This is a genomic window from Flavobacterium sp. KY-23415, from assembly GCF_055384985.1.
The window spans coordinates 1736217-1761654 of the sequence record NZ_AP044001.1; the positions used below are offsets into that span (position 1 = coordinate 1736217).

Genomic DNA, 25438 nt, shown 5'->3' on the forward strand with positions numbered 1-25438 from the left:
ACTCAAAAGATACAAAAAAAGTATCCAAAATCTACTAAAACCCTCTTTGTTAATGCTATTTTTGGCATTAATCAGTCAACCATCCCAATCCCAATCTATCGATTTAGGATCATTTTCAGGGCAAGCTTTTAAAATTGGAGGAGGAATCTCAGCAGGAGCAACCTATTTTAATTCTAATAGAAATGCAAGAGAACCTTTCGTATATAATTTTACAGGAAACGTTAACCTTTCGTTCTATTCCTTTTCAATGCCTATTTCTTATAATTTCACCAACCTAGGAGGGCAATTAGACTATAAGATACCATTCAATTTTAACAGATTAAGCATTAGTCCAAAATACAAATGGATTACGGCACATATTGGAGATGTAAGTATGACATTTTCTCCCTATTCATTAGCGGGGCATCAGTTTAGTGGAGCAGGAGTAGAACTAACACCAGATGGACCACTCAAATTCTCTGCCATGTACGGTCGATTTCTAAAGGCTGTAGAAGATGATGATAATCCAAATACCTTACCAGCTTTTAAAAGGATAGGATATGGTAGCAAAGTTGAATATGTAAAAGATAAATTTAAAGTAGGGGTAATTGGTTTTTATGCTAAAGATATAATCAATTCATTACAAATCATTCCAGATGCTAAAGACATCACCCCAAAAGAAAATTTAGTAGTAAGTATTTCTGCAGAGGCAAAAATAAATGAAGACCTAAAATTATACACAGATATTTCTAACTCTTCTTTAACACAAGATACAAGAGCAGAAGATACCAATGAAAAAAAAGGAATAGCAAGCCTTTTCTTTAACAATAGAACCTCTACTCAAAATTTCAATGCCTACAAGGTAGGATTGGATTATAAAATACAAAAAACAACATTAGGAACTAGTTTTGAAAGAGTAGATCCAAACTATCAAACTTTGGGAGCCTATTTTTTTGCTAACGATTTGCAAAACATAATGGTTAATCTTTCTCGACCTTTTTTTAGCGACAAAGTGATGTTGCAATTAAATGTAGGAGTGCAAGAAGATAATTTAGACAATAAAAAAGTTACCACTACTAATAGATTAGTTGGAACATTAAATGCATCTGCGCGTTTTTCCGAAAAATTAATATCTAATATCACAATAACCAATCAAACAACGACCACAAATGCGAATCCAGATCAGTTTGCGCAGATCAATCAAGTAAACCCAGAGTTGAACAATGTAGATCAGATTAATTATAGACAATTATCAAGAAGTGCTAATATCAATACCAATTACAATTTTGAAGCTACAAAAAAGAATAAAAAAAATATTGTTTTCAATTATTCTTTTAATCAAGTAGCAAACGAACAAGGAGGCATTATTCGTGTAGGACAACTGTCATCTTTTCATAATTTTAGCACCAATTATTCACATGCTTTATTGAAGTCGAAATGGGCATTTTCATCTTCATTAAATTTTACCTATAGTACTATAGGAATTATGGAAACTTCAACCTACGGAACTGTTTTAGGTGTCAATAAGAAATTTTTAAAAGACAAATTAACAACACAGTTCAGTACAGCTATTAATCAAAGCAATAGTGAAACATCTGCTGTTCGAAATCTCAACTTTAGACTCACATCGAGTTACAAATTGTTTGAGCAACACAATTTTAATCTTTCCGCATCACAAGTTTTTAGTAACGCTTCAGGAACAAATCCAAGACCAAGTATCAATGAAGTGACTGTAACTTTTGGTTATAATTATAATTTTGGTGGAGGAAAGAAAAAAGACAAAGAAACAGAAACCGTTCAAAAAGTTGAAAAAAACAGTTTAAAAGTAAAAATAGACGATGCCTATATAGAAAGCGATGCTTTAAAAATAAAAAAAGCTATCGAAAAACAAATTACAACGTTAGATTTTAAAAAATTAGATTCATTAAAGCAAAGTATAAATAATAGAAAAGCAGCAGTTTTTCAACAACTAGAAGCGTTTGATACTATTACCGATAAGAAGACATTGAAAGAAAAAGAAAAAGACTTAAAAAATAGTATAGCAATATTGAATGAACAAATCCAAGAGATAAAACAATTTAATATAGAATATAATAAAATAGCAGAAAATGCAATCAAGCAACTTCTTTTCAACACACGCGACACGAATTTGTTTAATAAGAATTATTTCGTAAAAAAGTACAATTTAAGTAATACAGAAGTAACAAGAAACAGGAAAGAACAACTCGAACAAATAGAACAAGCCATCCTAAAAGAGAATATTCCACTCGATAAAAAAGATGCTTTCGCAATCTCTCATCTCAAATTAGTATTGTTTTTAGAAGAAAATGAATCTGTCGATGAGGTAAAAGAGAAATACCAAAGCAGCATAGACAATGAAAAGCAAAATTGCTATATTCAATGGATAAATAAAGAAAAAGAAAATAAAATTATTGATAATTTAGAATTAAAATTAGCACAAAGCTTTATTCAAAAGTACCAAACAAAATTCCAGATCAAATGATAAATAGTACATACAAAAAAGCAAATCGACTATTCTATACTTTAGTGTTAGTATGTTTAGTGCAATTAGGTTGGGCACAAATTTATCCTGTTCAGGTTAACAGTAATGTAATTCCTCCCTATTTATCATCTGTAGCAAAATACAGCACAACAACCGATCAAAAATATTTAGTCAATATTTTCACAAGCGATTTGAATGTCGTAAACAGGCAAGTCCGATTGAAACTATACATTCAAGGAAACGGCATCCAAGCGCAATCCACACCTGTTGTTGTTGGTGCTGCACCTTTATTCATAAACGGAGGAGAATCGTTACAATTAAATAATTTAGACTTAGCGCCCTATTTTGAATTGCAAAACCTGCAAGGCATCAATCCATTGCAATATAGTGGCGTTCTACCGCAAGGCAATTATAGTTTCTGTATAGAAGTCTATGATTTTATAACCAATCAACCTATTTCTCAAAAATCATGTACGTTTTTCTATTTCATTTATAATGATCCACCCTTCTTAAACCTTCCTTTCAATCATGAAGTTATACATTTTCAAGACCCGCAAAACATCATTTTCACTTGGACACCAAGACACATCAATGCCACAAATATAGAGTATGAGTTCGTTTTAATTGAACTATTAGACAACCAAGCCCCGTCAAACTATGCTTTTATGGTGGGTGCTCCTATTTGGCAGACAATTACGAATAACACTATTCTTCATTATGATTTCACCTTACCGCAATTAACCTTAGGTAAAAAATATGCTTGGCGAGTAAAAGCACTAAGCCAACCGGGTTTTGGAGAAGACGCTGTTTTCAATAACAATGGCTATAGCGAAATATTCGATTTTGTATATGCAGGAAATTGTAATGCACCAGAATTTGTAATAGCACAGTCTGTTTCTGCCAGACAAGCCAAAATTATGTGGCAGAACAATCCAAATCATCTGTCCTATATCGTGCAATATAGAAAACTTGGAACAGAAATTTGGTTCAATGCACCAGTAGCCAATAATGAAGCGCAACTATTCGATTTAGAGCCGAGTACTACCTATGAATTTCAAGTAGGAGGTACTTGCTTAGGCGATGTAACTACTTTTTCTGCCATTAATCAATTTACACAACCAGAAACGAATGTGGCTGTAATTGATTGTGGTATAGCACCCACAATCGATTTAGCGAATGTTACACTCTATTCTGAAGCATTAGCAGAAGACATGGTTTTCATGGCAGCCGATTTTGCAGTACATATTAATGAAATTGAAGGAGTAGGAACCTATACAGGGAAAGGATGGACACGATTGCCCTATTTGAGCAATATTAAAATAGCGGTGGAGTTTGAAAACATCAAACTAAATTCCGAATTGCAATTAGTCGATGGAGAAGTAAGAGCACAGTATGACCCTGAGTGGAGTAATATTTTAGATGTTAACGAAGTAATCGATGTGGTTGAAAACGTTTTAGATAACTTTCAAGAGTCGAATGATACACACAACCATACCGTAAATTATGTAATTGGAGATGTAAGCAATATTGTAGTAGAAGATGGAAAAATAATGGTTACCAATCCAGACACAGGATTGGTGTCTAATATTTTCGATTTCGATCAAGGAGAAACAACGACTATTACAGATAGCGAAGGAAGCGTGTACACTGTAGATCCAAATGGGAATGTATCGTTTCAAGGACAAGGTGTAGGAATTGCAAATGCTTCTAATACAGAAAACCTAAATAGTAAAGGAGAAGTTATAGCACTATCAAACGTAGGAGCAAAAGTGGTTTTTAGTCGCAACGATCAAAGTGTTGCTTTTGACGATTCGAGTGCTAACTATTCGGGTGCTCCAAACAAATTGGCAGCAGAATACAAAACAATTAAAGACGGTTCAGGAAACGATTATCCTTTCTACTACAAAGGAATCATTAACAAAGAAGACGGAAAAGTAAGCTATGATTATGTAACTGCACAAATCACCATTACTGATACTTTAATAAAGGCAAAAAACATTGTTTTTAATGTTAAAGGGATAAAAGTAAATGCAATAGACAGTACTACAGTTGGTAATGTAGTCACTAAAACTTTAAAAGTACCTGCGTTTACAACAGAGGGAGAAAATGAATTGTTAGCCTTAGTAAAAACCGATTCCTTAAAACAAAAAGTAGTGGGTGCCATGATGGTAGTACCTATAAAAGACATCGGTACGGTAAACGTAAACCTAGTACCTGTAAATGGAGCAACCATTACACAAGCAGACATCCAAGAGATAAAGAATATATATGGCGGAGCAGGAGTTACTTTAAATATAACCACACTTCCAGCCCATACCGATGGGATTACAACTCTAGAATGTGGCACCAGTGGTTGGATTGCCAATTACACCAACGAACAAAATGCTTTTATAGATAGGTTTAAAGCAACAACAACAATAAATAATAATGCCTATTATCTTTTTGTCACCAAAAATATTACCCCTTCAAGACCATTATCAGGGTTCATGCCATTGCACCGTCAATTTGGTTTTGTCTTCACAGGGCAAACAGGAACTGGAGAAATCAAACAAACTAACGGTTCAGGTTTAGCAACAGTAATTGCACACGAACTAGGACACGGTGCTTTCGAACTAGAACACCCATGGGAAAAATACGATTACGATAAAAATGCTTATGCAACCAATTGGTTAATGGACTATGCAAACGGTACAAAATTACCCTATAGGCACTGGCAACAAATCAGCCACCCAAAAACGAAGTTGTATTTGTTTCAGAGTGATGAGAGTGGGCAAGGAACTTCTATTTCAGGTATTCCTTATGGTTTTGAAAATAGCAATGGGACATTTACCTTTTTAACAGTTGATGGAAACTACTTGACCCTTCCTTCCAATATTAAAAATATTGATTTTATAACTGGTTTAGCTAATTTTGAAAACCAAATAAAGTATCCAACAGGAGCAATTTTTGGCTTTGAACTAAATAATAAAAAGTATAAAGCAAAAATTGAGCATAATCAGATTAATAATACAATTACAACTAATGATTTTTCTTTTTCTTATTTTGGTTTTGAAACAGACACAGGAGAAAAATTTATTTTAGAGAACACTAATAAAGAATATTTTGGAAGAGTAATTTTAATGATGCCTACATCTACTTCTAGAAGATTGGTAGCATTTAAAATTGAAAATTTATCTTGGGATGAGCAAATATCAGTAAATATTTTATCTAATTATAATAGATATGGAAAATTTTATAATGGAGAAATTTTGAAAAAAGTGGATTATGCTTACAATGCCATATCACCATTCCCTGAAACTTTTCAACTGAATCAAGATAGAATTGCTGATATTTTGGGGCAAAATATTAATTGGAATTCATCATATCTTATTAGTTCTAAAATAGCTGTTTTAAATAGTGCATATCCAGAATTAATGAAAATAATAGTTCCTCAAAATTTATCTTCTGTACCGTCTGATGTCGCTTCAGGTGCTCTAAAAACATTAACGAGTCAAGAATTGATTTTAAAATATTTGGCTTTTTTAAATGGAGTTAAACAAATTAAAGATAATTGTGCTTCAATTATGGATAATCTAACTGAAAATAGTATAGATACACAAATTGAAACATGTGTAACTTTATTATCGGATTTAGAAATCAAAAACATTCCCATAGAAAAGAAATTATTAGCAATTAGTATAATGCTAGAAAACTGGACTGTAACAGATAAACAAGAAACTCAATTAATTAGATTAATTAAGTTTACCAAAGATAATGAAGTTGATGATTTATTAATAGGACTAAATAGTAAATCAAAAATTTCTTCAGTAGATTATAATCTTCTAAGAAGACTTGTTTATAAAACGGACAATGATCATACTTATTTTCATGAAGACAACTATAAACATTTAATTAATGTGTTAGCAGAATTAAATGTTAATAAATCCAATACTTTCAAATCCAAATTAAACAATCTTTCTGTTGATGAATTAATTGAAAGAAATATAAAATATTACTATAAGTCTTTTTGGAACTTAGTCGGAGGAGATTTAACTTTACTTTTGAGTTTTATGAATGGCGAAAGTCTATATTCTTATGATACAAAAGCAGAATGGTATTCAAATAGTGATGATAATTCTGACATATCTATTTATACAAATACTTATTTAGGCAATGATATTATAGACTCTTCAACTCCATTAAGATTGGATGCATTCTCACCAATTTATTTTACTAATAAATCTGGATTAAGTATGTTGAGTGAATATAATACTGACAAGCCTTTGCTTAGTCCAGCTATAGTAGCTTTTTATGCTAGTGATATTGGTAACACAAAACTCGTTGTTGATGGTATTCAAGCTACTGTTGATGTGGCAAGTCTAGCTTCAGGTTATGGCGCATTAGTTAAAGGTCCTAGTCTAGCTAGAAAAGCTTTTATTATAGCTGACATGGTCGGTTCTGGAGTTAGTTTAACTACTAATATTGTAGGTTATGAAAATTTAAGTCCTTCAGCTAAAGCTTTTGTTGACGCTTTGAATATTTTAACTGCGGGTATTGCAATTACTGATTTGGCATCAGCTGTAAACCTTAGGACTATTTTTTCAAGAGCAAAGACATTAAACAAGCCTTTGCCATCAAAAAACCAAGTTAAATTATTTTTACAGAAATTAAAAAATGCTGAAAATGATTTAGGGAGTATTCCTGCGGATAAAATTAAAGAAGCAAAAGTGTGGATTGCTCATTTAGAAGCTGAGGTTAAATTAGGTAATATTGATGATATAGCAAATGATATAGCAGATGCCAAAAGAATATTGAAAAATTTAGAAAGTGTAAGTATAACTACTTTATTAGCAAAACCTAGATTTGCAACATTAAGGACTAAATTACAAAATAGTGGATTAGAAAATGTCTTTAAACAAGATTTTGCAAATGCAAGTGAAAGTCTATTAGAAGATATTATGAATAACGAGCAATTGTTTAATACATGGAAGAATTTTAGAAATAAATATCCAAACAAAGCATTTTGTAACTAAATTTATACAGATGAAGAAGATGAAAAATATAATTTTATTTCTATTGTTGCATTTATCCTTATGGGTACATGGACAAACGTGTTTTGAAGTTTTAAAAAATGACTTTAAAGCTGCAGATGCAACACAAGATTTTAAAAATTTTGTTGGCTCAGATCCAGATGCATTATATATTTATGCAAGTTTATCAACAGCTAGTAAAAGTGTAAGAACAGATTTAAATGTTTTACAATTTTACAAAAAATTAACAAATAGTAATTTAGATGCATTTGGTACACAATTAATTCAAAAACTCGATGATACCAAACTAAAATCTTTTGTAGCTGATTTTAAAAACGCTGATGTCGCTGATTTAAATAAATTAGCGGCTAATAATGGGGGGTTGATTAATAGTTGGAAGAAACTTGACGATTTGGGGAATGCTATCCCAGATGCGATAAGAAAAAATCCAGTTTTACTTAGTAAAATCGAGAACTGGAGTAATGATTTATTCATTAAGCTTGGTAAAGTTAAACAAAGAAATCCTAAATTTTTTGATAATCCTTTAGGCAAGGACATTCAGAAAAATCCTGAGATTTTGGACTTTTTTGCAGAAGGTGCTCCTATAATCAAAAATAAATCTGGTAATTTAAAAGCAGTTGATCTTGACATGTATGCTGTCGATAGAACAAGAACTGTTGAACAAAGAATTTTTGAACCTGGAACAACAAACTATGTAAAGAATGAAACTAGAGATAAGTATGCTAACCTTCATCGAATAGATGACGGAAGTGGTACTGGGGGTGTAAATCTTCAATCTGGTAAAATTCGAGATGCAAAAGGTAATGTCATTGCAACAGACATTGTCAATGGTGAAGGGCTTATGTATGTGATTGATGAATTCGATAATATTCATATTGGTGGTAGAGGAGGAACTATAAGTTATCCTCATCCGACTTTAATTGGAGGTGAGAATCCAAATGTTAAAGTTGCTGGAATGATTCAATTTAAAGATGGAAGGATATTTGAAGTAAATAGAAACTCGGGACACTTTAAGCCAAGTCCTGAAGCGCTTCAAGAAGCCAAAAGGGTTTTTACTGAGAAATTTCCACAAAATTCATTTGATCCTAATTTTAAAGGTTTTATTGATGGACTATAAGGAATTAGAAGATAAATTTGGTTGGATTGCTATTCATCAAATTAAAGATAAATATTTTGAAAAAATTATTCATCCCGAAGATTTAGAAAGGGTCAAAAATCATAACTTTCATGATTCGGTTTTTAAATGTTTGGAGGCACTTGGAGATGATTATCTTCTTGTGAAATCTACAGAAATTTCTTTTAGATTAAAAAAAGGAGAGTTTGAAGTAATGCCTATACAGCCATATTTTAAACCACTTGAAAAAGTAAAGTATATTTCTTCTAAAGGTAAGTTAGAGTTCGGGATAGTTGTAGGTATTAGCTGGCACAATAATGAGAACAGACACATCTATTTTCTTTCAGTAAATGGGGGAAAAAAAAGTAGGCGATACCATGTTGAAGACCTTGAAAGGACTGAAGAATGAACGTTTACTTAGCTCAGCTCGAAAAGCTCTCATTGTCTTCCAAACTTGATCAACCCTCCTCCGCAAAGTCTCCCGACCAAGACTGTAAGGAACTTTCTTTTTCAAGTTTTTAAACTAATTAATTTATTAGGATCTCCACCACAGTGTATTATCATTTGATTAATAGAGGCTGTCCAAAAAGTAATGACAGCCTTTTTTTGTTGTATTTTATCTCTAAAATTAGTATCTTAGAGTTGACACAAAAATACACAATGGCTAAGATAGTTTTTAAAAATCAAACAGGCAATTCTCCAGAGTTATTTCCTATCAATATTTTCGATAGAATACCGCAAAACCATCCAGTTCGCTTAGTGGAACAAGTTGTTAATCAGTTAGATATAAGTGAAATTTTAAAACACTATAAAGGTGGAGGTACTTCTGCTTATCATCCAAGAATGATGGTTAAAGTATTGTTTTATAGTTATTTATCTAATGTATATTCTTGCAGAAAAATTGCAAAAGCACTTCAGGAAAACATTCATTTTATGTATATTTCGGGTAATTCAACTCCCGATTTTAGAACGATAAACGATTTTAGGGGTAAAGTTCTAAAAAATCACATTCAAACTCTTTTTGCAGAAGTGGTAAAAATGTTGGTTGAAATGAAATATGTAAGCCTAGATGTTCAGTATATTGATGGTACAAAGATAGAATCTAAAGCTAATAAATATACTTTTGTATGGAGAGGCTCCGTTGAGAAATATAAAGAAAAACTAGAAATTAAAATTAGTCATATTTTATCGACTATTGAAAACAGTATTCAATCTGATAATCAAGAACTAAATATAGAAGAATTACCAAAGTCGATTGATTCAGAAAGTTTAAAAGAAAAGCTTTCGATTCTTAATAAAAAACTCAAAGAACCTACCAAAAAACAGGCAAGAGAATTGCAAAAACTTCAAGAGGAACATCTTCCAAAGCTTGAAAAATATGAAAAAGACTTGGTTACAATGGGAAACAGGAACTCCTATAGTAAAACAGATCCCGAAGCTACCTTTATGAGAATGAAAGAAGATCATATGAAAAACGGTCAATTAAAACCTGCTTACAATCCGCAAATATCTACTGAAAACCAATTTATTACACATGTTTCTATTCATCAAACAACAAATGACACTACAACCTTAAGTTCTCATCTTGAAGGTTTTGAAAAAGCCTATCAAAAACAGAGCAAAGAAATCGTTGCAGATGCAGGTTATGGAAGTGAAGAAAACTATGAAATGCTGGAAGAAAAACAAGCTGATGCTTATGTGAAATATAACTATTTTCATCAAGAACAAAAAAGAAAGATAAAAAACAATCCTTTTCTTGTTCAAAATTTATTTTACAACAAAGAACACGATTTTTATGTTTGTCCAATGGGTCAAATCATGCAAAAAACAGGAGTAGGAAAACGTGAAACCAGTACTGGATATGAATCACAAATTACATATTATCAAGCCAAAAGATGCCAAGGATGTCCTTTACGAAGTCAATGCCATCAATCAAAAGGTAATAGAATTTTATCAGTCAATCATCGATTAAATGAATTAAAAGAAAAAGCAAGAAAGCTACTAATGAGTGAAAAAGGACTAGAACATCGAAGTAAACGTCCAATAGAGGTAGAAGCGGTTTTTGGTCAACTTAAAAGCAATAATAAATTCAATCGATTCACAATGAAGGGATTAGAAAAAGTAACATTAGAGTTTTTACTAATGGCCCTTGGACACAACTTTAGAAAAATGAATGCATTCAAGGCAGACTTGCTAAAATTTGTTTTCAAAACCAAAATTCACACTTATCTAGCCTATTTTAAAACTAAAATTTGCCTTGTTAAAGTAACTCAAAGTTATTTTGCTATTATTTTTTCTTCAAAACAAAATAGCTTAAAAATAGCTACATAAAAAAAAGCTGTCCTTTTCGGACAGCCCCTTTAGGGATTTTATATCCTTTTAATTTATTAAGTTTTATATATGCTAAAAGTAATATTGACGCTATCAAAATTATATAAATCATCACTTGGATTCCATTCCATTGTCTTGAAAAATAATGCTTGAAATTTAATTCTTGTTTTATAAACCTAAAAAATCTTTCTATATCCCAACGTCTTTTATAAATTTCTATTATCTGCTCTGCATTAAATTCATTTTCAGGCAGATTACTTAAAAAAAGTATTTTTTCTCCATCTGACTTTAATATTCCTTCAACTAATCGGGCAAATTCAGAAGTAACAAGATTTTTTGAAAAATACTTTAAATAAAAACCTCAATTCATATTAATATAATTGAGGTTTTTTATTTTGTAGTAAAAATTATATGTTTTTATGATTTTTAAATTTGATATTTCTCAACAAGACGCACTTTTCCTATAAAGTATTTTTTTGAATACTTTACGCTGCTAGTTGTGTTTGATTTTTGTAAATTCTTCTTCCTATTTCTTTAGCATTAGCTGTATGTATTCCGAAAAAAATCCAAAGCATTTCACTTTTCTTGGTTCTAGCTTTTATCTTTCGTAAATTATAGTGCTCTTTTTCTTTGCCAAAACTACCTTCTAATCGAGTAGCTCTTTCTTTTTTAATTTCTGAGGCTAGCTTCTTTCTATGCTCTTCGTGTTTTCCAGCTTTTCCTTTTCTAACAAAGTCTGTTTGTATGTTATTTGTGGACGAAAAAGTTCTGTTTTTATTTGTGGCATAAATAGCATCAGCTCCAGTAATTCTTACTTTAGTTTTAGTTAGATTTTGTGCGCAAAATATACTGTTTTGAAATCGAGTTCCTTCGTTAAAGGCACGGTATTCTATATGTTCTATAAAATTGATTCCATCAATTTGAATTTTATTTACTTTTGCTCCAAATTCTACTTGTTTTACTTCTTTACCACGCACAATTGGGCGAATATAACTTTTATTTATGCTAACAATTCTATCGGGAACGCTTTTTCCTGTTGCAAAAATTTTTGATTGTTGTTGGTAAATAAGACGGATTATTCTGCGTTGTTTGCTGTATTTTGTGGTTGGCTCAAAGGAATATTGATTTTCAATTTTACTCAATTCTCCATTAAGTTTATATAATAATTTCAGAAGACCACGAGTCATTTTTGTTCGTTGCTTTGCTGTTTTTTTTCTTTTTCTAGAATACTCATTGTAGCGTTTACACCAATCAATATATTTGGTTCTTGGAAGTTTTATTTTTAAAATTCCACATAATGATTTCATTTGATTGTAATTCCACACAATACATTCCCAAAGTAGTTTCTCATTGGTAGGAAAACGCAACTCACTCTCATAACAAGTGGCATCTATCAAGACTTTGTCTAAATCATTCATATAAGGTAGCCAGCTTTTAGCTAATGTTTCTTGAACTTTTCGAACATCTAATTTTTTGGCTAATTCCATTCTTATTTGGCTAACTATTTTAAAATTTGTAAGCGGGGAATCTAGAGGTAATACAATATCACAAAAGTATTGCATGTAAACATTTCCGTTTAACAACTCGATTAGTTTAGCATCAGAACAACCATAATAGTTTTTTAGCATCATCAAGGCAATCTTACCTTTAGTACTAAAAATGCAATCTGGACCTTTTTTGCACGCTTTCAATTTAAAACTTTGAGAAAGTTCTGAAAAAGGTGTAGCTAGATGAATTTTACCTAAATCAGACTTTAGAAATTGCTCATAAAAAACATTAAAATCTTCATTGATAATATTTAAAGGCAATTTGTGCTGAAATTCACTTATTCGTATTATTTTTGACATACATATTTAAAAGAAAACCCCGTTTTTGACTCTTTTTGAGCATTCTCGGGGTTTGTTTCTTCTAAAATACAAATTAAATAACTGATAAGCAAGTATTTATTTAATTGTGAATGTGCCTAATCGGAAAATTGTTTCAGTTTTTTTACCATTGCAATAGAGATGTACTTTGCTGTGTTTTGTGAGACTAATTATTTCATTTTCAAAATTTAAAATAGTTTCTATACTGTCTTTTTCAACTTCATAGGCACATTCACAATTAAATAAATACTTGCTTATCAGTTATTTAATTTGTATTTTAGAAGAAATAAACCCCGAGAATGCTCAAAAAGAGTCAAAAACGGGGTTTTCTTTTAAATATGTATGTCAAAAATAATACGAATAAGTGAATTTCAGCACAAATTGCCTTTAAATATTATCAATGAAGATTTTAATGTTTTTTATGAGCAATTTCTAAAGTCTGATTTAGGTAAAATTCATCTAGCTACACCTTTTTCAGAACTTTCTCAAAGTTTTAAATTGAAAGCGTGCAAAAAAGGTCCAGATTGCATTTTTAGTACTAAAGGTAAGATTGCCTTGATGATGCTAAAAAACTATTATGGTTGTTCTGATGCTAAACTAATCGAGTTGTTAAACGGAAATGTTTACATGCAATACTTTTGTGATATTGTATTACCTCTAGATTCCCCGCTTACAAATTTTAAAATAGTTAGCCAAATAAGAATGGAATTAGCCAAAAAATTAGATGTTCGAAAAGTTCAAGAAACATTAGCTAAAAGCTGGCTACCTTATATGAATGATTTAGACAAAGTCTTGATAGATGCCACTTGTTATGAGAGTGAGTTGCGTTTTCCTACCAATGAGAAACTACTTTGGGAATGTATTGTGTGGAATTACAATCAAATGAAATCATTATGTGGAATTTTAAAAATAAAACTTCCAAGAACCAAATATATTGATTGGTGTAAACGCTACAATGAGTATTCTAGAAAAAGAAAAAAAACAGCAAAGCAACGAACAAAAATGACTCGTGGTCTTCTGAAATTATTATATAAACTTAATGGAGAATTGAGTAAAATTGAAAATCAATATTCCTTTGAGCCAACCACAAAATACAGCAAACAACGCAGAATAATCCGTCTTATTTACCAACAACAATCAAAAATTTTTGCAACAGGAAAAAGCGTTCCCGATAGAATTGTTAGCATAAATAAAAGTTATATTCGCCCAATTGTGCGTGGTAAAGAAGTAAAACAAGTAGAATTTGGAGCAAAAGTAAATAAAATTCAAATTGATGGAATCAATTTTATAGAACATATAGAATACCGTGCCTTTAACGAAGGAACTCGATTTCAAAACAGTATATTTTGCGCACAAAATCTAACTAAAACTAAAGTAAGAATTACTGGAGCTGATGCTATTTATGCCACAAATAAAAACAGAACTTTTTCGTCCACAAATAACATACAAACAGACTTTGTTAGAAAAGGAAAAGCTGGAAAACACGAAGAGCATAGAAAGAAGCTAGCCTCAGAAATTAAAAAAGAAAGAGCTACTCGATTAGAAGGTAGTTTTGGCAAAGAAAAAGAGCACTATAATTTACGAAAGATAAAAGCTAGAACCAAGAAAAGTGAAATGCTTTGGATTTTTTTCGGAATACATACAGCTAATGCTAAAGAAATAGGAAGAAGAATTTACAAAAATCAAACACAACTAGCAGCGTAAAGTATTCAAAAAAATACTTTATAGGAAAAGTGCGTCTTGTTGAGAAATATCAAATTTAAAAATCATAAAAACATATAATTTTTACTACAAAATAAAAAACCTCAATTATATTAATATGAATTGAGGTTTTTATTTAAAGTATTTTTCAAAAAATCTTGTTACTTCTGAATTTGCCTTCATATTTTGATGCTTTATAGATTCTAGTTACAAAATATTTTTGCTGATTTGAGAGTTCGACCATTTTCTTTCTCTCTTTCATTCCTCTGTCAAAAACAGCAATATCTTCCTTATTAGCAATATGATCCTTAAGAATATCACCTAAAGCTAAATCCTCGCTAATCATCTTCTGATCTTTATGAATTTTTACATTAAATGGTAACTCATTAAATCCAACTGTAAACTTTATACTATTTCTACCTTGTTCTCCTTTTTTGTTTTTACACCCATTCTGCATTCCAAAATGTAACAATGAAGCTGATAAACTAGTAATCGTTGAATCATACAAACTTAATCTTAATTTGTCTTTTTCATTGAGTTTGTCTTGAAAAACAGCAACAGTGTGATTGTATAATTTTTTAAAATATTCAACATTTATACTGCCAATTCTATCAGCAATACTGCTATGACTAACAGTTTTATCTTTTGGAATTTGAGCATACTTGCAAAAGAAATGATTTTCATAAAAATTTTCAAAGACCCTTGAACTAGCTCTGTTTTCATTCAAAATGCCAAAAACACAAAGTTTAAACAACTCTTTCCCTTTTAGTTTTTTTGCATTCCAATCAACCATTGTTTCTTGAGCAAAAAAATCAAGCTTATCCTCAGAAATATATCCCAATATTTCATTTACTCCAGTATTGATCTTCATTTTCTATATACGTTATTGATATGTAGAAAAGTAAAAATAACACTTTTTTATTACATATGTAAAAGTTCCTTACAGTCTTGGTCTCCCGACTTTGAGGTCTAAATATTTGGTCTAATTAATTCATTTTAATATAGTTTTCTAACTTAAGTTTAAGATTAAAGTAAATTTATAATAATTGTATATTTTCTTATCTTTAATTTCAAAGCAAACATTAGAATATGAAAGAGAGTTATGTAATAAGAGACCAAGAAAAAGCACATTTTATAACAACTACAGTTGTAGATTGGATAGATGTTTTTACAAGACAAAATTATAGAGATAGTGTTGTAGAATGTTTAAATTTCTGCATAAAAAACAAAGGAATGATAGTTTATGCTTATGTAATAATGAGTAATCACATTCACATGGTAGTGCAATCAAATGAAGGTGAATTATCAGATTTAATTCGTGATTTTAAGAAATTTACAGCAAAAACAATATTAGATAAAATTCAAAAGGAATCCGAGAGCAGAAGAGAATGGATGCTCGAACGATTTCAAAAAGCTACAGAAACACACACAAGAAACAAGAACTATCAGTTTTGGCAATATGGTAATCATCCAGAAGAAGTGTATTCAGAAAAATTCTTATGGTCAAAAATAGATTACATACACATGAATCCTGTACGATCAGGATTAGTTAAAAAAATAGAAGATTATATTTATTCTAGTGCAAGTAATTACATAAACAACGAAGGATTGGTTGAGGTAGAATTAGCAGAAATGCCTAAAGTAGATGCTTCAAAAGAATCTTCATTTATTAAGTATTTAAGTTAATGATTTTTTATAATTTAGCGCAAAGTCGGGAGACTTTGCGCAGATAGAAAGGAGTATGTTGAACAAATTTTAAGCAGCTCAAAAGTGAAAATTAATATTATCACTGAAATGAGCCCTTGTTCATCATGTGCTACAATTATTGTGAAATTTAATAGTTATAAAGCAATAACAGGAGCAGAAGCTTTATATAAAAGTGGTGTAATTTATCCTTAATTTTGAATATGATTGAAAAATATATAAAATTTTACAAATCAGTTAAACAATTTTTATTTGACTGTAATTTATCTTTGGATGACACTATTGAAGGTGAAAATATTGATGCTATATCTCAATTTGAAAAAGAGTATCAAATAAAATTTCCAGTATCAATTTATGCATATTTATTATACTTTGGGAAAAAGATAAACTTAAGAAATGTAGAAACTGAACAATTTTTTACATTAAAAAATGTGAAGCATGCAATGGATACTGCAGAAAATGGAAATTATAAAAGTATTTTGCAACGAAAAGATGGTTTGCAAGATTATTATGGAGATGATGGCGATATTAAATTAATATATAAAATTGTTGACATAGAAAAAATCATTTTTATAAATCAACAAGATTTTAGAGACGGGATTGGTTTTATTGATTGTTCTGATGAAAATCCTCATATTTACTATTTATTTCAAAAGGAATATTACTTAGGTGAAAATAAAACTTTTTCTAATTATATAAGAGAAACTTTATTTCAAATGATTCATAGTCGGTTTTATTCAGATGCTATATCTACTGAAAATTATACAGAATCTATGATTTATATGTTAAATGAAACAAAAAAAATAAATTTAGATAAAATTGATTGGGCAAAAGTTTACGCTAAATGTAAAGTTGAAAATATTTTATCAGATACTTTCTATAGAAATCAAAGGTTAAATTTTTATAAAATTATAGAAGAACGAGAAAAGCAAACAGGTTATATAATGACTGTAGATGAGTTTGAATGGGCATTTATTGATTATTTGAAAGAACAAGGTGTCTTGAATAAGATAATGGAGGAATGATTTAACTCCGCAAAGTCTCCCGACTTTGAGGTCTAGTAAGAACTGCTTTTAATTAATTTGCTATAAAAGAAGAATTTTAATTTATATAGTAGTTAAGTTTACGGTTTTTTATATTTTAGCTCAAAGTCGGGAGACCAAGACTGTAAGGAACTTTTACATATGTAATAAAAAAGTGTTATTTTTACTTTTCTACATATCAATAACGTATATAGAAAATGAAGATCAATACTGGAGTAAATGAAATATTGGGATATATTTCTGAGGATAAGCTTGATTTTTTTGCTCAAGAAACAATGGTTGATTGGAATGCAAAAAAACTAAAAGGGAAAGAGTTGTTTAAACTTTGTGTTTTTGGCATTTTGAATGAAAACAGAGCTAGTTCAAGGGTCTTTGAAAATTTTTATGAAAATCATTTCTTTTGCAAGTATGCTCAAATTCCAAAAGATAAAACTGTTAGTCATAGCAGTATTGCTGATAGAATTGGCAGTATAAATGTTGAATATTTTAAAAAATTATACAATCACACTGTTGCTGTTTTTCAAGACAAACTCAATGAAAAAGACAAATTAAGATTAAGTTTGTATGATTCAACGATTACTAGTTTATCAGCTTCATTGTTACATTTTGGAATGCAGAATGGGTGTAAAAACAAAAAAGGAGAACAAGGTAGAAATAGTATAAAGTTTACAGTTGGATTTAATGAGTTACCATTTAATGTAAAAATTCATAAAGATCAGAAGATGATTAGCGAGGATTTAGCTTTAGGTGATATTCTTAAGGATCATATTGCTAATAAGGAAGATATTGCTGTTTTTGACAGAGGAATGAAAGAGAGAAAGAAAATGGTCGAACTCTCAAATCAGCAAAAATATTTTGTAACTAGAATCTATAAAGCATCAAAATATGAAGTTGAAAAAGACAGTATAGAAACTATTTTAAATTTTGAAAATGAAATAATTAGTCTCACAAAACACAGCAAAGTACATCTCTATTGCAATGGTAAAAAAACTGAAACAATTTTCCGATTAGTTGAAGGAATATTAAAGTCAGATGGAGAAAAAATACTTTTTTTAAGTAATCTGCCTGAAAATGAATTTAATGCAGAGCAGATAATAGAAATTTATAAAAGACGTTGGGATATAGAAAGATTTTTTAGGTTTATAAAACAAGAATTAAATTTCAAGCATTATTTTTCAAGACAATGGAATGGAATCCAAGTGATGATTTATATAATTTTGATAGCGTCAATATTACTTTTAGCATATATAAAACTTAATAAATTAAAAGGATATAAAATCCCTAAAATGTCATTTTGCAATCAAATGCAAAATGACATTATTAATCAAATGATAATACACTGTGGTGGAGATCCTAATAAATTAATTAGTTTAAAAACTTGAAAAAGAAAGTTCCTTACAGTCTTGGTCGGGAGACTTTGCGCAGCGGGATAGGTTTTTTGCGGTGGATCCGTTGGCACGTTCATATGCACATAATTCACCGTATGCGTTTTCGGAAAATAGAATTATGGACGGTATTGAATTAGAGGGTAGAGAATTTTATAGAGTAGAAAAAATAAATCCTCAAACGGGAAAAAAAGATATAACAATTAAACTTCTTTTTAGAGTTGTAAAAGAAGGGGATAACTGGTTGAATTACAAGCATTTAACTAAGTAGTTTGAGTCATATGTTGAAAATTTATCTGGATATGATACAGAGGGTAATCATATTTCAATAAGCGCAGAATATAGTTCAACAGCCACTATTAATGCTAGGTTCGTAGATGTATTACCAAACGAATCAGAAACCACTACTAATAGCACAAAATCAGAACAAAAAACTCTACAGACTGCTTTTGGTTTTACGCCTGAAAGTCAGAAAGGAGATGTAGTAAGTGGTTCTGTCTATATAAAAACAGGCTCTGCATCAACTGCGAGAGAATTTGGGCCAAAAAACAATGCGTATGGTAATGGAGCTCGTAGTATAGCTCATGAGTTATTTGTACATTTAATCTCATTAATAAGTGAGAATGATGGAGAAGGAATTCCTATAGAAAATAATATATCTCAAAAAGGAGTAAAACTTACATTACCAGATTTGCTTAATAATTTATTTAATCCAAATGCATCCTCAAAACAAACTTCAGTTTTGGCAGCAGAACAATTATCACGAATTGATATGAATCTTAAAAAAAGCTTAGAAGCAGATAAATTAAATCCAGATAGAAATAAAGAAAATGATATACCAGTAAATCAAGATGACGTTTTAAAAGAAAAAGACTTAAAATAAAATGAAAAAAACACTAATAATGCTTGCGGTTTTGATATTTCTTATTTCGTGTAAACAACAATATATTATTATTGAGGAGACAGGTAAAGAGACAAATGAAGAAAATGAGCGACACTCAATAAACGGAGATTGGACGATGTTATTTATTAATTTTGATCAGACTATGGTAGGCAAAAACATTATTATACTCAATTATCAAAGACATAATGAAAAAATTGGAAGAGATTATTTTTATCAAAAAGGTATCTTAAAGACTGAAAATTGGTATAAAATAAATAGTGGCAGCCCTATAATGATAATCATAAACGGTCAAAAAATTAAAATTAAGGCTGAAAAAGCTTTTGATTATAGGTATTTATTAATATCAAAAACATCAAGAAATAAGTATCTATTAAAGTACACTAATGAAATCCAAATAGTTAATAATGCAATTGATGAACCTATAGAAGTAATTATAGATAACGGAATAATAAAGATCGAGTCCCCCTAGATAACTATGGTTTCCCCAGCTCCCCCAGATAACTATGGTTTAAGCAAATAATAATTGTTAAAATTTTGAACTATTTTTTATGAATAATTCAATATCTTTATCTTAGAAAAAACAATAGATCTTGCGAAGGGGAAGAAGAATTTGTCTTCTTTCCTTTCAAAAGAAAATATGTTTTTTATGTTTATGCTATTTGTCTACCAACTTTGCAGCTAGGGCTAAAATTTTAAGTTTAAAAAAAAGAACTTTTAGGATGTTTTTTTCGATTTGTTTAACTATGAAATAGAACAAAAGTTAGAATTAGAATATACAATATTTAACGAAGCATTTATATTTTTTGAAAGCCCATTAAAACCTTTTTTTGCTTCGATATTAGATAGCCATTATGATTTGTTAATAAACAAATCATATACTTAAATTACTTTAAGTTTAACATTATTAACCCCAGACCCGATAGCTAGAATTTGTAATCAGTACTCACAATGTAAGTCAAAAATACTTACTGTTATACAAAATTACAAAGCCGTATCAAAGCCGTATCAAAGCCGTATCAAAGCCGTATCAAAGCCGTATCAAAGCCGTATCAAAGTCGTATCAAAGCCGTATCAAAGCCGTATCAAAGCCGTACATAAGTTGAGTATAAGCCAACAAGTTATTTGTATAAATAAAAACCCAACACCACTACAGTACGAATCCAATTGTGTGTGGCTTAATTAAAAAGCCATATTTTGAAAATTAGCAACAATTATAAACATTTACGCAAGGGAGTTAAAGTAAAATATACTGGTCTTCTTTCTTTACTCCGTATATACTTAGTAGTAACCTCGATGACACTCCATACTTGTGGTACCCTAAGATAATAAGGAAAAGATGGAATTTAATTTGTTTTGGAGTAGAATTAGGCAAACAATTAGCTAATTCTATCTTGTCGGAAATAAATAGTTTAAAATTTAACCAACACGATAGTTCTACAGAATTCTTATTAAATAAGTATATTTCTTAAAAAGTGCAAACAATCTATAACTTTTTTAACAAAATATAAAGTATTGTTTGTTATTTGAAGTTAAATTTAGAGAAATGGCAAATGTTAAGAGCATCTTAAAAGTTAACATTAAATTAACATTGAAAAACGCATTTAGTATGAAATTTGCAAAAAAATCACATAACAGATGAAAATTTTTAATAAAGTAACATTTTTTGGGTTCTTTTTTCTAATAACCCTAACCGCTTTTTCTCAATCGAGAATTACAGGAATGGTTATTGATGATAGTTTCAATGAGCCATTACCAGGAGCAAATGTAGTTGTTAAAGGAACAAAAGACGGTTCAACAACTGGTTTTGATGGTAAATTCACAATTTCAACTACTCTTGCATCAGGTGAAGTAGTTGTTTCTTATTTAGGTTTTAAAACCAAAGTAATACCTTTTACCATAACTGGAGGAAGTATAAACTTAGGGAACATATTATTATCTAGTGATGAAAATCAATTAGAAGGAGTAGTTTTAGTGGGTACGGGAATTGTCGATTTAGCTTCTGATAGAAAAACACCTATAGCTGTTTCTACAATTAAAGCAGCTGAAATACAAGCTAAAGTAGGTACTGCTGATATTACACAAGCATTGGTAAACACACCTTCTGTTTATGTTGCAGGTCAATCTGGTGGTTTTGGAGATTCAAGAATTTCTGTTCGTGGTTTCCAACAAGACAATACAGCTTTCCTTTTAAATGGTCAACCAATAAATGGAATGGAAGATGGTAAAATGTACTGGTCTAACTGGTCTGGAATGGCTGATATTGCAAATGTTATCCAAATCCAAAGAGGTTTAGGGTCTTCTAAATTAGCAATTTCTTCAGTAGGAGGTACGGTTAACTTTGTAACAAAGGCTACAGATAAGAAGCAAGGTGGTTTTGCTTCTTTAGGGGTAGCAAATAATGACTATTTAAAGACTTTAGTTGGATATAATACTGGAGTAATGGAAAATGGTTTCGGAGCAAGTATTATGTTGTCTCATTGGCAAGGTGATGGATATAACTTTGGAACAAAAGGACAAGGACAAAATTACTTTATATCATTTGGTTATAAATTAAATGAGAAACATAATTTTAACTTTTTAATTACAGGTGCACCACAATTCCACGATCAAAACTTTTCTAAATCTATAGCTACTTATTTAGCAAAAGGCAGAAAATATAATGATAATTGGGGGACTCTTGATGGTAGTTATAAAACAGAAAGAAGAAACTTTTATCATAAACCGGTAGCTAATTTAAACTGGGATTTTGATATTAGTGATAGAACACAATTGTCAACTGTTCTATATGCGTCTTGGGGAAGAGGTGGAGGAACTGGTAATTATGGGACTAGACAGAGAACCGCTGATGGTCAGGTAGATTTTGATGCTATTTATGCTAATAATCAAGCTGCTAATGGACAAGGGATGTTCGGGAATAGTACTTATTTAATTCGTTCTTCAATGAATAACCATTCATGGTATGGTTTAGTGACAAATTTAAAGCATGATTTAAGTGATAATTTATCTTTAAATTTAGGTTTAGACTTGAGAACATATGAAGGTACTCATTACAGACAAGTAGGTAATTTCCTAGGATTAAGTAACTGGACAGAAACAAGATCTTTAAGAGGACAGAATCATTTATTAACAGCTACGACTGTAACTAATACAGTAACTGAGTCTTTAAGACCAGATGCATGGGTTGCAATGTTCGATTCATTAGGAGAGAACCAAAGAATTGATTATGATTATAGCGAAACTATTTCTTATGGTGGGCTTTTCGGTCAACTTGAATATGCAAATGATAGTTTTTCAGCATTCTTTCAAGGATCTATTTCAAATCAATCTCATCAAAGAGTTGATAGATACGACTATTTGACGGAGTTTAAAACGTCTGATAAAGTAAATAATATTGGATATAATGTTAAAGGGGGAGGTAGCTATAAAATAGGTGATGCTCATTCAATCTATGCAAATGCTGGTTACTATTCACGTCAACCATATCATGATAATATTTATCTAAATTTTACTAATGCTGTTAATCCAAATACTAAAAATGAAAAGATTTTAGGTTTAGAAGCAGGATATGGTTTTCAATCTAGTGTATTTTCTGCAAATTTGAATTTATATGCTACATCTTGGAAAGATCGTGTAGTTCAAAATTCAAGAACAGTTAGAAATAATAATGACATATTACCTAATGGATCATTAATCTTATTTACAGATCAAGGTGTAGAGCAATTTCATACTGGTGCTGAATTAGATTTCGTTTTAAGACCAACGTCTAAGCTAGATATTAAAGGTTTTGCTTCTTATGGTAACTGGTTATATCAGGGAACTTCATTAAGAACTGAAACGGATGAAAGTTTAAATGTATTGAGAATTACGAATACAGATGTAGATGGTGGAAAAGTTGGAGATGCTGCACAAACAACTTGGGGACTTGGTGCAAAATATGAAATCTTTGAGAGATTTTCTATCGATGCAGACTGGAGAAATTACTATAACTTATATGCTAATGTTGGAGCAGTAAAAGAAAATTTAGAATTACCTAGTTATGATTTAGTTGATGCCGGAATTTCATATAAATTATATACAGGTAAAGAAAAGAAAAATTCTGTTAATTTTAGATTAAATATGAATAACGTTTTTGATAGAGTATATCTTTCAGAATTAAATAGTAATCAAAAAGCAGTAGATGGTGACGATACTTTTAAAGGAATAAAGACTACTAATCAAGGTTATTTCGGTTTAGGAAGAACTTGGAATTTTACTTTAAGATATAATTTTAATTAATCAGAATTAAAATATTTATAAAACCGTTTAGCAAAATTTGTTAAACGGTTTTTTTTATTTAGTATCTTTGTCTCACACACATTATAAATTTACAACCATGTATAAAGTATTACAACCAGCACATTCTTTTTTTGCTTACATTGTTTTAGCAGTCCTATTCTTCGCTTCTCTAAATGCAATCATAGGAATAACAGCTAAAAAAAGATTTTCCGATAAAGATTTGAGAATTTCTCTTTTTGCAATGATTTTAGCTCATATGCAATTATTAATTGGATTAATTTTATATTTCATTTCTCCATTAGGTTCAGGTTCCTTGGGACAAATGAAAGATTCGGCTTTAAGATTAACCTCTTTGGAGCATCCGTTAATTAATATCATTGCACTTGCTCTAATTACTATTGGATGGTCTAAACACAAAAAAGAGGAGAGTAATAATGGTAAATTCAAGAAAATTGCTGTTTTTTATACGTTAGGTTTCCTTTTAATTATGTCAAGAATCCCTTGGGCAAATTGGTTTAATTAATTTGGTATGTTATTTGTTATATGAGAAGAAAACCAAAAAAGCATGAAATTATCTACTAAAATTATAAGTGTTTTATTTCTTCTTATTTTTATAAGTAGTTTTACTAATGATCGTTCAAAACGATTAGTTAGTAAAACTATTCTTTTTGATACAATAAGAAAAGATTCTATTGTGCCAGATACTGTTGTTCAAGATACTCTTGTAAAAGACTCGTTAGAAGTAAAATATGAACCTTTCAAAAAAAATGTTCACGCTTCTTATTATCATGACAAATTCAATGGTAGGAGAACCGCTAGTGGACAAAAGTTTAATAACAATCTTTATACAGCTGCGCATAAAAAATTAAAATTCGGAACAAAGTTAAGAGTAACTAACGTTGTAAATGGAGCATCTGTTATTGTTACAGTCAATGATAGAGGACCATTTGTAAAAGGGAGAGAGTTAGATTTGTCTAAGAAAGCATTTATGGAAATTGCCAAGAACAAAAACAGAGGTTTTTTGAATGTGGATGTGGAAATTGTTAAAGAATAAAAACCAACAATAGCCGATTTTTATTCTTCAGACTACAACAAATCTTAATTTGGTTAAAGTGAGCTCCAATACTTATATGGATTTTTGCTTAAATAGGCATTATAGTAGCGTTCGTCACCAGTAACTTCTTTTCCAAGCCATACTGGTTTTTCAAAAACTTCATCTTCGCTTGTAAGTTCAATTTCGGCAATTATTAAACCTTCATTTTCATCATTAAAGACGTCTATCTCAAAAACATGTGAACCAATAATGACTTCATGTCTAATTTTATCAATTTTCCCTTTTTCAGAAAGTTGTAATAACTCTTCGGCATCTTCAATTGAAATTTCTTTTTCCCATTCCAATCTGCTCATCCCAGATGTATTACTTATTCCTTTAATAGTTAGATAGCCACAATCTCCTTTAATTCTAATGCGAACGGTTCTTTCTGGGTGACTTGACAAATAGCCTTGAACGATTCTGTTTGACTTGATTGCCTCTTTTAAAAAAGCATCAGAATTTACTAAAAACTTTCTTTCTATTTCGATCATTTGTGTTCTTAAATTTTATA

The 25438-nt window shown here is 30.2% G+C and carries 20 protein-coding genes and 1 pseudogene; 17 read left to right on the forward strand and 4 right to left on the reverse strand.

Annotated features, from left to right (window positions below; genetic code table 11):
* Positions 1-52 precede the first annotated feature (52 nt).
* The 5 genes from ACZ49Z_RS07675 to ACZ49Z_RS07695 all read left to right on the forward strand — a co-directional run bounded on the left by ACZ49Z_RS07675 (position 53) and on the right by ACZ49Z_RS07695 (position 10957).
* Positions 53-2482 (forward strand): hypothetical protein, encoded by a 2430-nt coding sequence (locus ACZ49Z_RS07675; protein WP_464307594.1) that lies wholly within the window; start codon positions 53-55, stop codon positions 2480-2482.
* Positions 2479-7494 carry a fibronectin type III domain-containing protein gene (locus ACZ49Z_RS07680; RefSeq protein WP_464307595.1) on the forward strand — a complete coding sequence of 1672 codons (5016 nt, stop codon included), beginning with the start codon at positions 2479-2481 and terminating at the stop codon, positions 7492-7494. Before ACZ49Z_RS07675 ends, ACZ49Z_RS07680 begins: the two co-directional genes overlap by 4 nt.
* Before the next feature lie 19 nt (positions 7495-7513).
* Complete coding sequence (locus tag ACZ49Z_RS07685) at positions 7514-8629, forward strand: hypothetical protein (RefSeq protein WP_464307596.1); 1116 nt, start codon at positions 7514-7516, stop codon at positions 8627-8629.
* Positions 8619-9035 (forward strand): hypothetical protein, encoded by a 417-nt coding sequence (locus ACZ49Z_RS07690; RefSeq protein WP_464307597.1) that lies wholly within the window; start codon positions 8619-8621, stop codon positions 9033-9035. Before ACZ49Z_RS07685 ends, ACZ49Z_RS07690 begins: the two co-directional genes overlap by 11 nt.
* 251 nt (positions 9036-9286) lie before the next feature.
* Positions 9287-10957 (forward strand): IS1182 family transposase, encoded by a 1671-nt coding sequence (locus tag ACZ49Z_RS07695; protein ID WP_464307178.1) that lies wholly within the window; start codon positions 9287-9289, stop codon positions 10955-10957.
* On the opposite strand, the gene ACZ49Z_RS07700 is transcribed toward ACZ49Z_RS07695, so the two are convergent.
* A complete protein-coding gene (locus ACZ49Z_RS07700; RefSeq protein WP_464308055.1) occupies positions 10950-11252 on the reverse strand; it encodes a transposase in 303 nt (100 codons plus the stop codon). The two genes, ACZ49Z_RS07695 and ACZ49Z_RS07700, sit on opposite strands and share 8 nt — an antisense overlap.
* 190 nt (positions 11253-11442) lie before the next feature.
* Positions 11443-12804, reverse strand: a complete 1362-nt coding sequence (locus tag ACZ49Z_RS07705; RefSeq protein WP_464304430.1) for a transposase family protein — start codon at positions 12802-12804, stop codon at positions 11443-11445.
* A 360-nt stretch (positions 12805-13164) separates the two neighbouring features.
* Between ACZ49Z_RS07705 and ACZ49Z_RS07710 the strand changes: the two genes are divergently transcribed.
* Positions 13165-14526, forward strand: coding sequence for a transposase family protein (locus tag ACZ49Z_RS07710; RefSeq protein ID WP_464304430.1), 1362 nt, complete (start codon positions 13165-13167; stop codon positions 14524-14526).
* Between the two features lie 145 nt (positions 14527-14671).
* On the opposite strand, the gene ACZ49Z_RS07715 is transcribed toward ACZ49Z_RS07710, so the two are convergent.
* A complete protein-coding gene (locus tag ACZ49Z_RS07715) occupies positions 14672-15394 on the reverse strand; it encodes a transposase (RefSeq protein ID WP_464307598.1) in 723 nt (240 codons plus the stop codon).
* A 218-nt stretch (positions 15395-15612) separates the two neighbouring features.
* Here ACZ49Z_RS07715 and ACZ49Z_RS07720 point away from each other — a divergent pair, with 218 nt between their 5' ends.
* The 11 genes and pseudogenes from ACZ49Z_RS07720 (at position 15613) to ACZ49Z_RS07770 (ending at position 24888) form a co-directional block, all read left to right on the forward strand.
* Positions 15613-16209, forward strand: a complete 597-nt coding sequence (locus tag ACZ49Z_RS07720) for an REP-associated tyrosine transposase (RefSeq protein ID WP_464307599.1) — start codon at positions 15613-15615, stop codon at positions 16207-16209.
* Between the two features lie 84 nt (positions 16210-16293).
* On the forward strand, positions 16294-16422 hold the full coding sequence (locus ACZ49Z_RS07725) for a hypothetical protein (RefSeq protein WP_464307600.1): 129 nt from the start codon (positions 16294-16296) through the stop codon (positions 16420-16422).
* A gap of 8 nt (positions 16423-16430) precedes the next feature.
* A complete protein-coding gene (locus ACZ49Z_RS07730; protein WP_464307601.1) occupies positions 16431-17252 on the forward strand; it encodes a hypothetical protein in 822 nt (273 codons plus the stop codon).
* A 215-nt stretch (positions 17253-17467) separates the two neighbouring features.
* Entirely contained in the window at positions 17468-18652 is a 1185-nt protein-coding gene (locus ACZ49Z_RS07735; protein WP_464307358.1) for an IS4 family transposase, read from the forward strand.
* 124 nt (positions 18653-18776) lie between these two features.
* Complete coding sequence (locus ACZ49Z_RS07740) at positions 18777-18926, forward strand: hypothetical protein (RefSeq protein WP_464307602.1); 150 nt, start codon at positions 18777-18779, stop codon at positions 18924-18926.
* Positions 18927-19346: 420 nt separating this feature from the next.
* The gene (locus tag ACZ49Z_RS07745) at positions 19347-19538 is read left to right on the forward strand and encodes a hypothetical protein (RefSeq protein WP_464307603.1); all 192 of its coding nucleotides are present in this window, start codon (positions 19347-19349) and stop codon (positions 19536-19538) included.
* A gap of 1 nt (position 19539) precedes the next feature.
* Entirely contained in the window at positions 19540-20028 is a 489-nt protein-coding gene (locus ACZ49Z_RS07750) for a hypothetical protein (RefSeq protein ID WP_464307604.1), read from the forward strand.
* A gap of 868 nt (positions 20029-20896) precedes the next feature.
* Positions 20897-21028: pseudogene (locus ACZ49Z_RS07755) on the forward strand (hypothetical protein); the annotation flags it as partial.
* 166 nt (positions 21029-21194) lie between these two features.
* Positions 21195-23834 carry a TonB-dependent receptor gene (locus tag ACZ49Z_RS07760; RefSeq protein ID WP_464307605.1) on the forward strand — a complete coding sequence of 880 codons (2640 nt, stop codon included), beginning with the start codon at positions 21195-21197 and terminating at the stop codon, positions 23832-23834.
* A 97-nt stretch (positions 23835-23931) separates the two neighbouring features.
* Positions 23932-24357, forward strand: a complete 426-nt coding sequence (locus tag ACZ49Z_RS07765) for a hypothetical protein (protein ID WP_464307606.1) — start codon at positions 23932-23934, stop codon at positions 24355-24357.
* Positions 24358-24399: 42 nt separating this feature from the next.
* Positions 24400-24888, forward strand: coding sequence for a septal ring lytic transglycosylase RlpA family protein (locus ACZ49Z_RS07770; RefSeq protein ID WP_464307607.1), 489 nt, complete (start codon positions 24400-24402; stop codon positions 24886-24888).
* Between the two features lie 53 nt (positions 24889-24941).
* Here the strand turns inward: ACZ49Z_RS07770 and ACZ49Z_RS07775 are convergent, their stop codons facing one another.
* Positions 24942-25418 carry a CYTH domain-containing protein gene (locus ACZ49Z_RS07775; protein ID WP_464307608.1) on the reverse strand — a complete coding sequence of 159 codons (477 nt, stop codon included), beginning with the start codon at positions 25416-25418 and terminating at the stop codon, positions 24942-24944.
* Positions 25419-25438 lie beyond the last annotated feature (20 nt).

Coding starts and splice junctions, on each gene's coding strand:
- ACZ49Z_RS07675 (WP_464307594.1), top strand. CDS start 53: ATGCTATTTTTGGCATTAATCAGTCAACCATCCCAATCCCAATCTATC.
- ACZ49Z_RS07680 (WP_464307595.1), top strand. CDS start 2,479: ATGATAAATAGTACATACAAAAAAGCAAATCGACTATTCTATACTTTA.
- ACZ49Z_RS07685 (WP_464307596.1), top strand. CDS start 7,514: ATGAAAAATATAATTTTATTTCTATTGTTGCATTTATCCTTATGGGTA.
- ACZ49Z_RS07690 (WP_464307597.1), top strand. CDS start 8,619: ATGGACTATAAGGAATTAGAAGATAAATTTGGTTGGATTGCTATTCAT.
- ACZ49Z_RS07695 (WP_464307178.1), top strand. CDS start 9,287: ATGGCTAAGATAGTTTTTAAAAATCAAACAGGCAATTCTCCAGAGTTA.
- ACZ49Z_RS07705 (WP_464304430.1), bottom strand. CDS start 12,804: ATGTCAAAAATAATACGAATAAGTGAATTTCAGCACAAATTGCCTTTA.
- ACZ49Z_RS07710 (WP_464304430.1), top strand. CDS start 13,165: ATGTCAAAAATAATACGAATAAGTGAATTTCAGCACAAATTGCCTTTA.
- ACZ49Z_RS07715 (WP_464307598.1), bottom strand. CDS start 15,394: ATGAAGATCAATACTGGAGTAAATGAAATATTGGGATATATTTCTGAG.
- ACZ49Z_RS07720 (WP_464307599.1), top strand. CDS start 15,613: ATGAAAGAGAGTTATGTAATAAGAGACCAAGAAAAAGCACATTTTATA.
- ACZ49Z_RS07730 (WP_464307601.1), top strand. CDS start 16,431: ATGATTGAAAAATATATAAAATTTTACAAATCAGTTAAACAATTTTTA.
- ACZ49Z_RS07735 (WP_464307358.1), top strand. CDS start 17,468: ATGAAGATCAATACTGGAGTAAATGAAATATTGGGATATATTTCTGAG.
- ACZ49Z_RS07740 (WP_464307602.1), top strand. CDS start 18,777: ATGGACGGTATTGAATTAGAGGGTAGAGAATTTTATAGAGTAGAAAAA.
- ACZ49Z_RS07750 (WP_464307604.1), top strand. CDS start 19,540: ATGAAAAAAACACTAATAATGCTTGCGGTTTTGATATTTCTTATTTCG.
- ACZ49Z_RS07760 (WP_464307605.1), top strand. CDS start 21,195: ATGAAAATTTTTAATAAAGTAACATTTTTTGGGTTCTTTTTTCTAATA.
- ACZ49Z_RS07765 (WP_464307606.1), top strand. CDS start 23,932: ATGTATAAAGTATTACAACCAGCACATTCTTTTTTTGCTTACATTGTT.
- ACZ49Z_RS07770 (WP_464307607.1), top strand. CDS start 24,400: ATGAAATTATCTACTAAAATTATAAGTGTTTTATTTCTTCTTATTTTT.
- ACZ49Z_RS07775 (WP_464307608.1), bottom strand. CDS start 25,418: ATGATCGAAATAGAAAGAAAGTTTTTAGTAAATTCTGATGCTTTTTTA.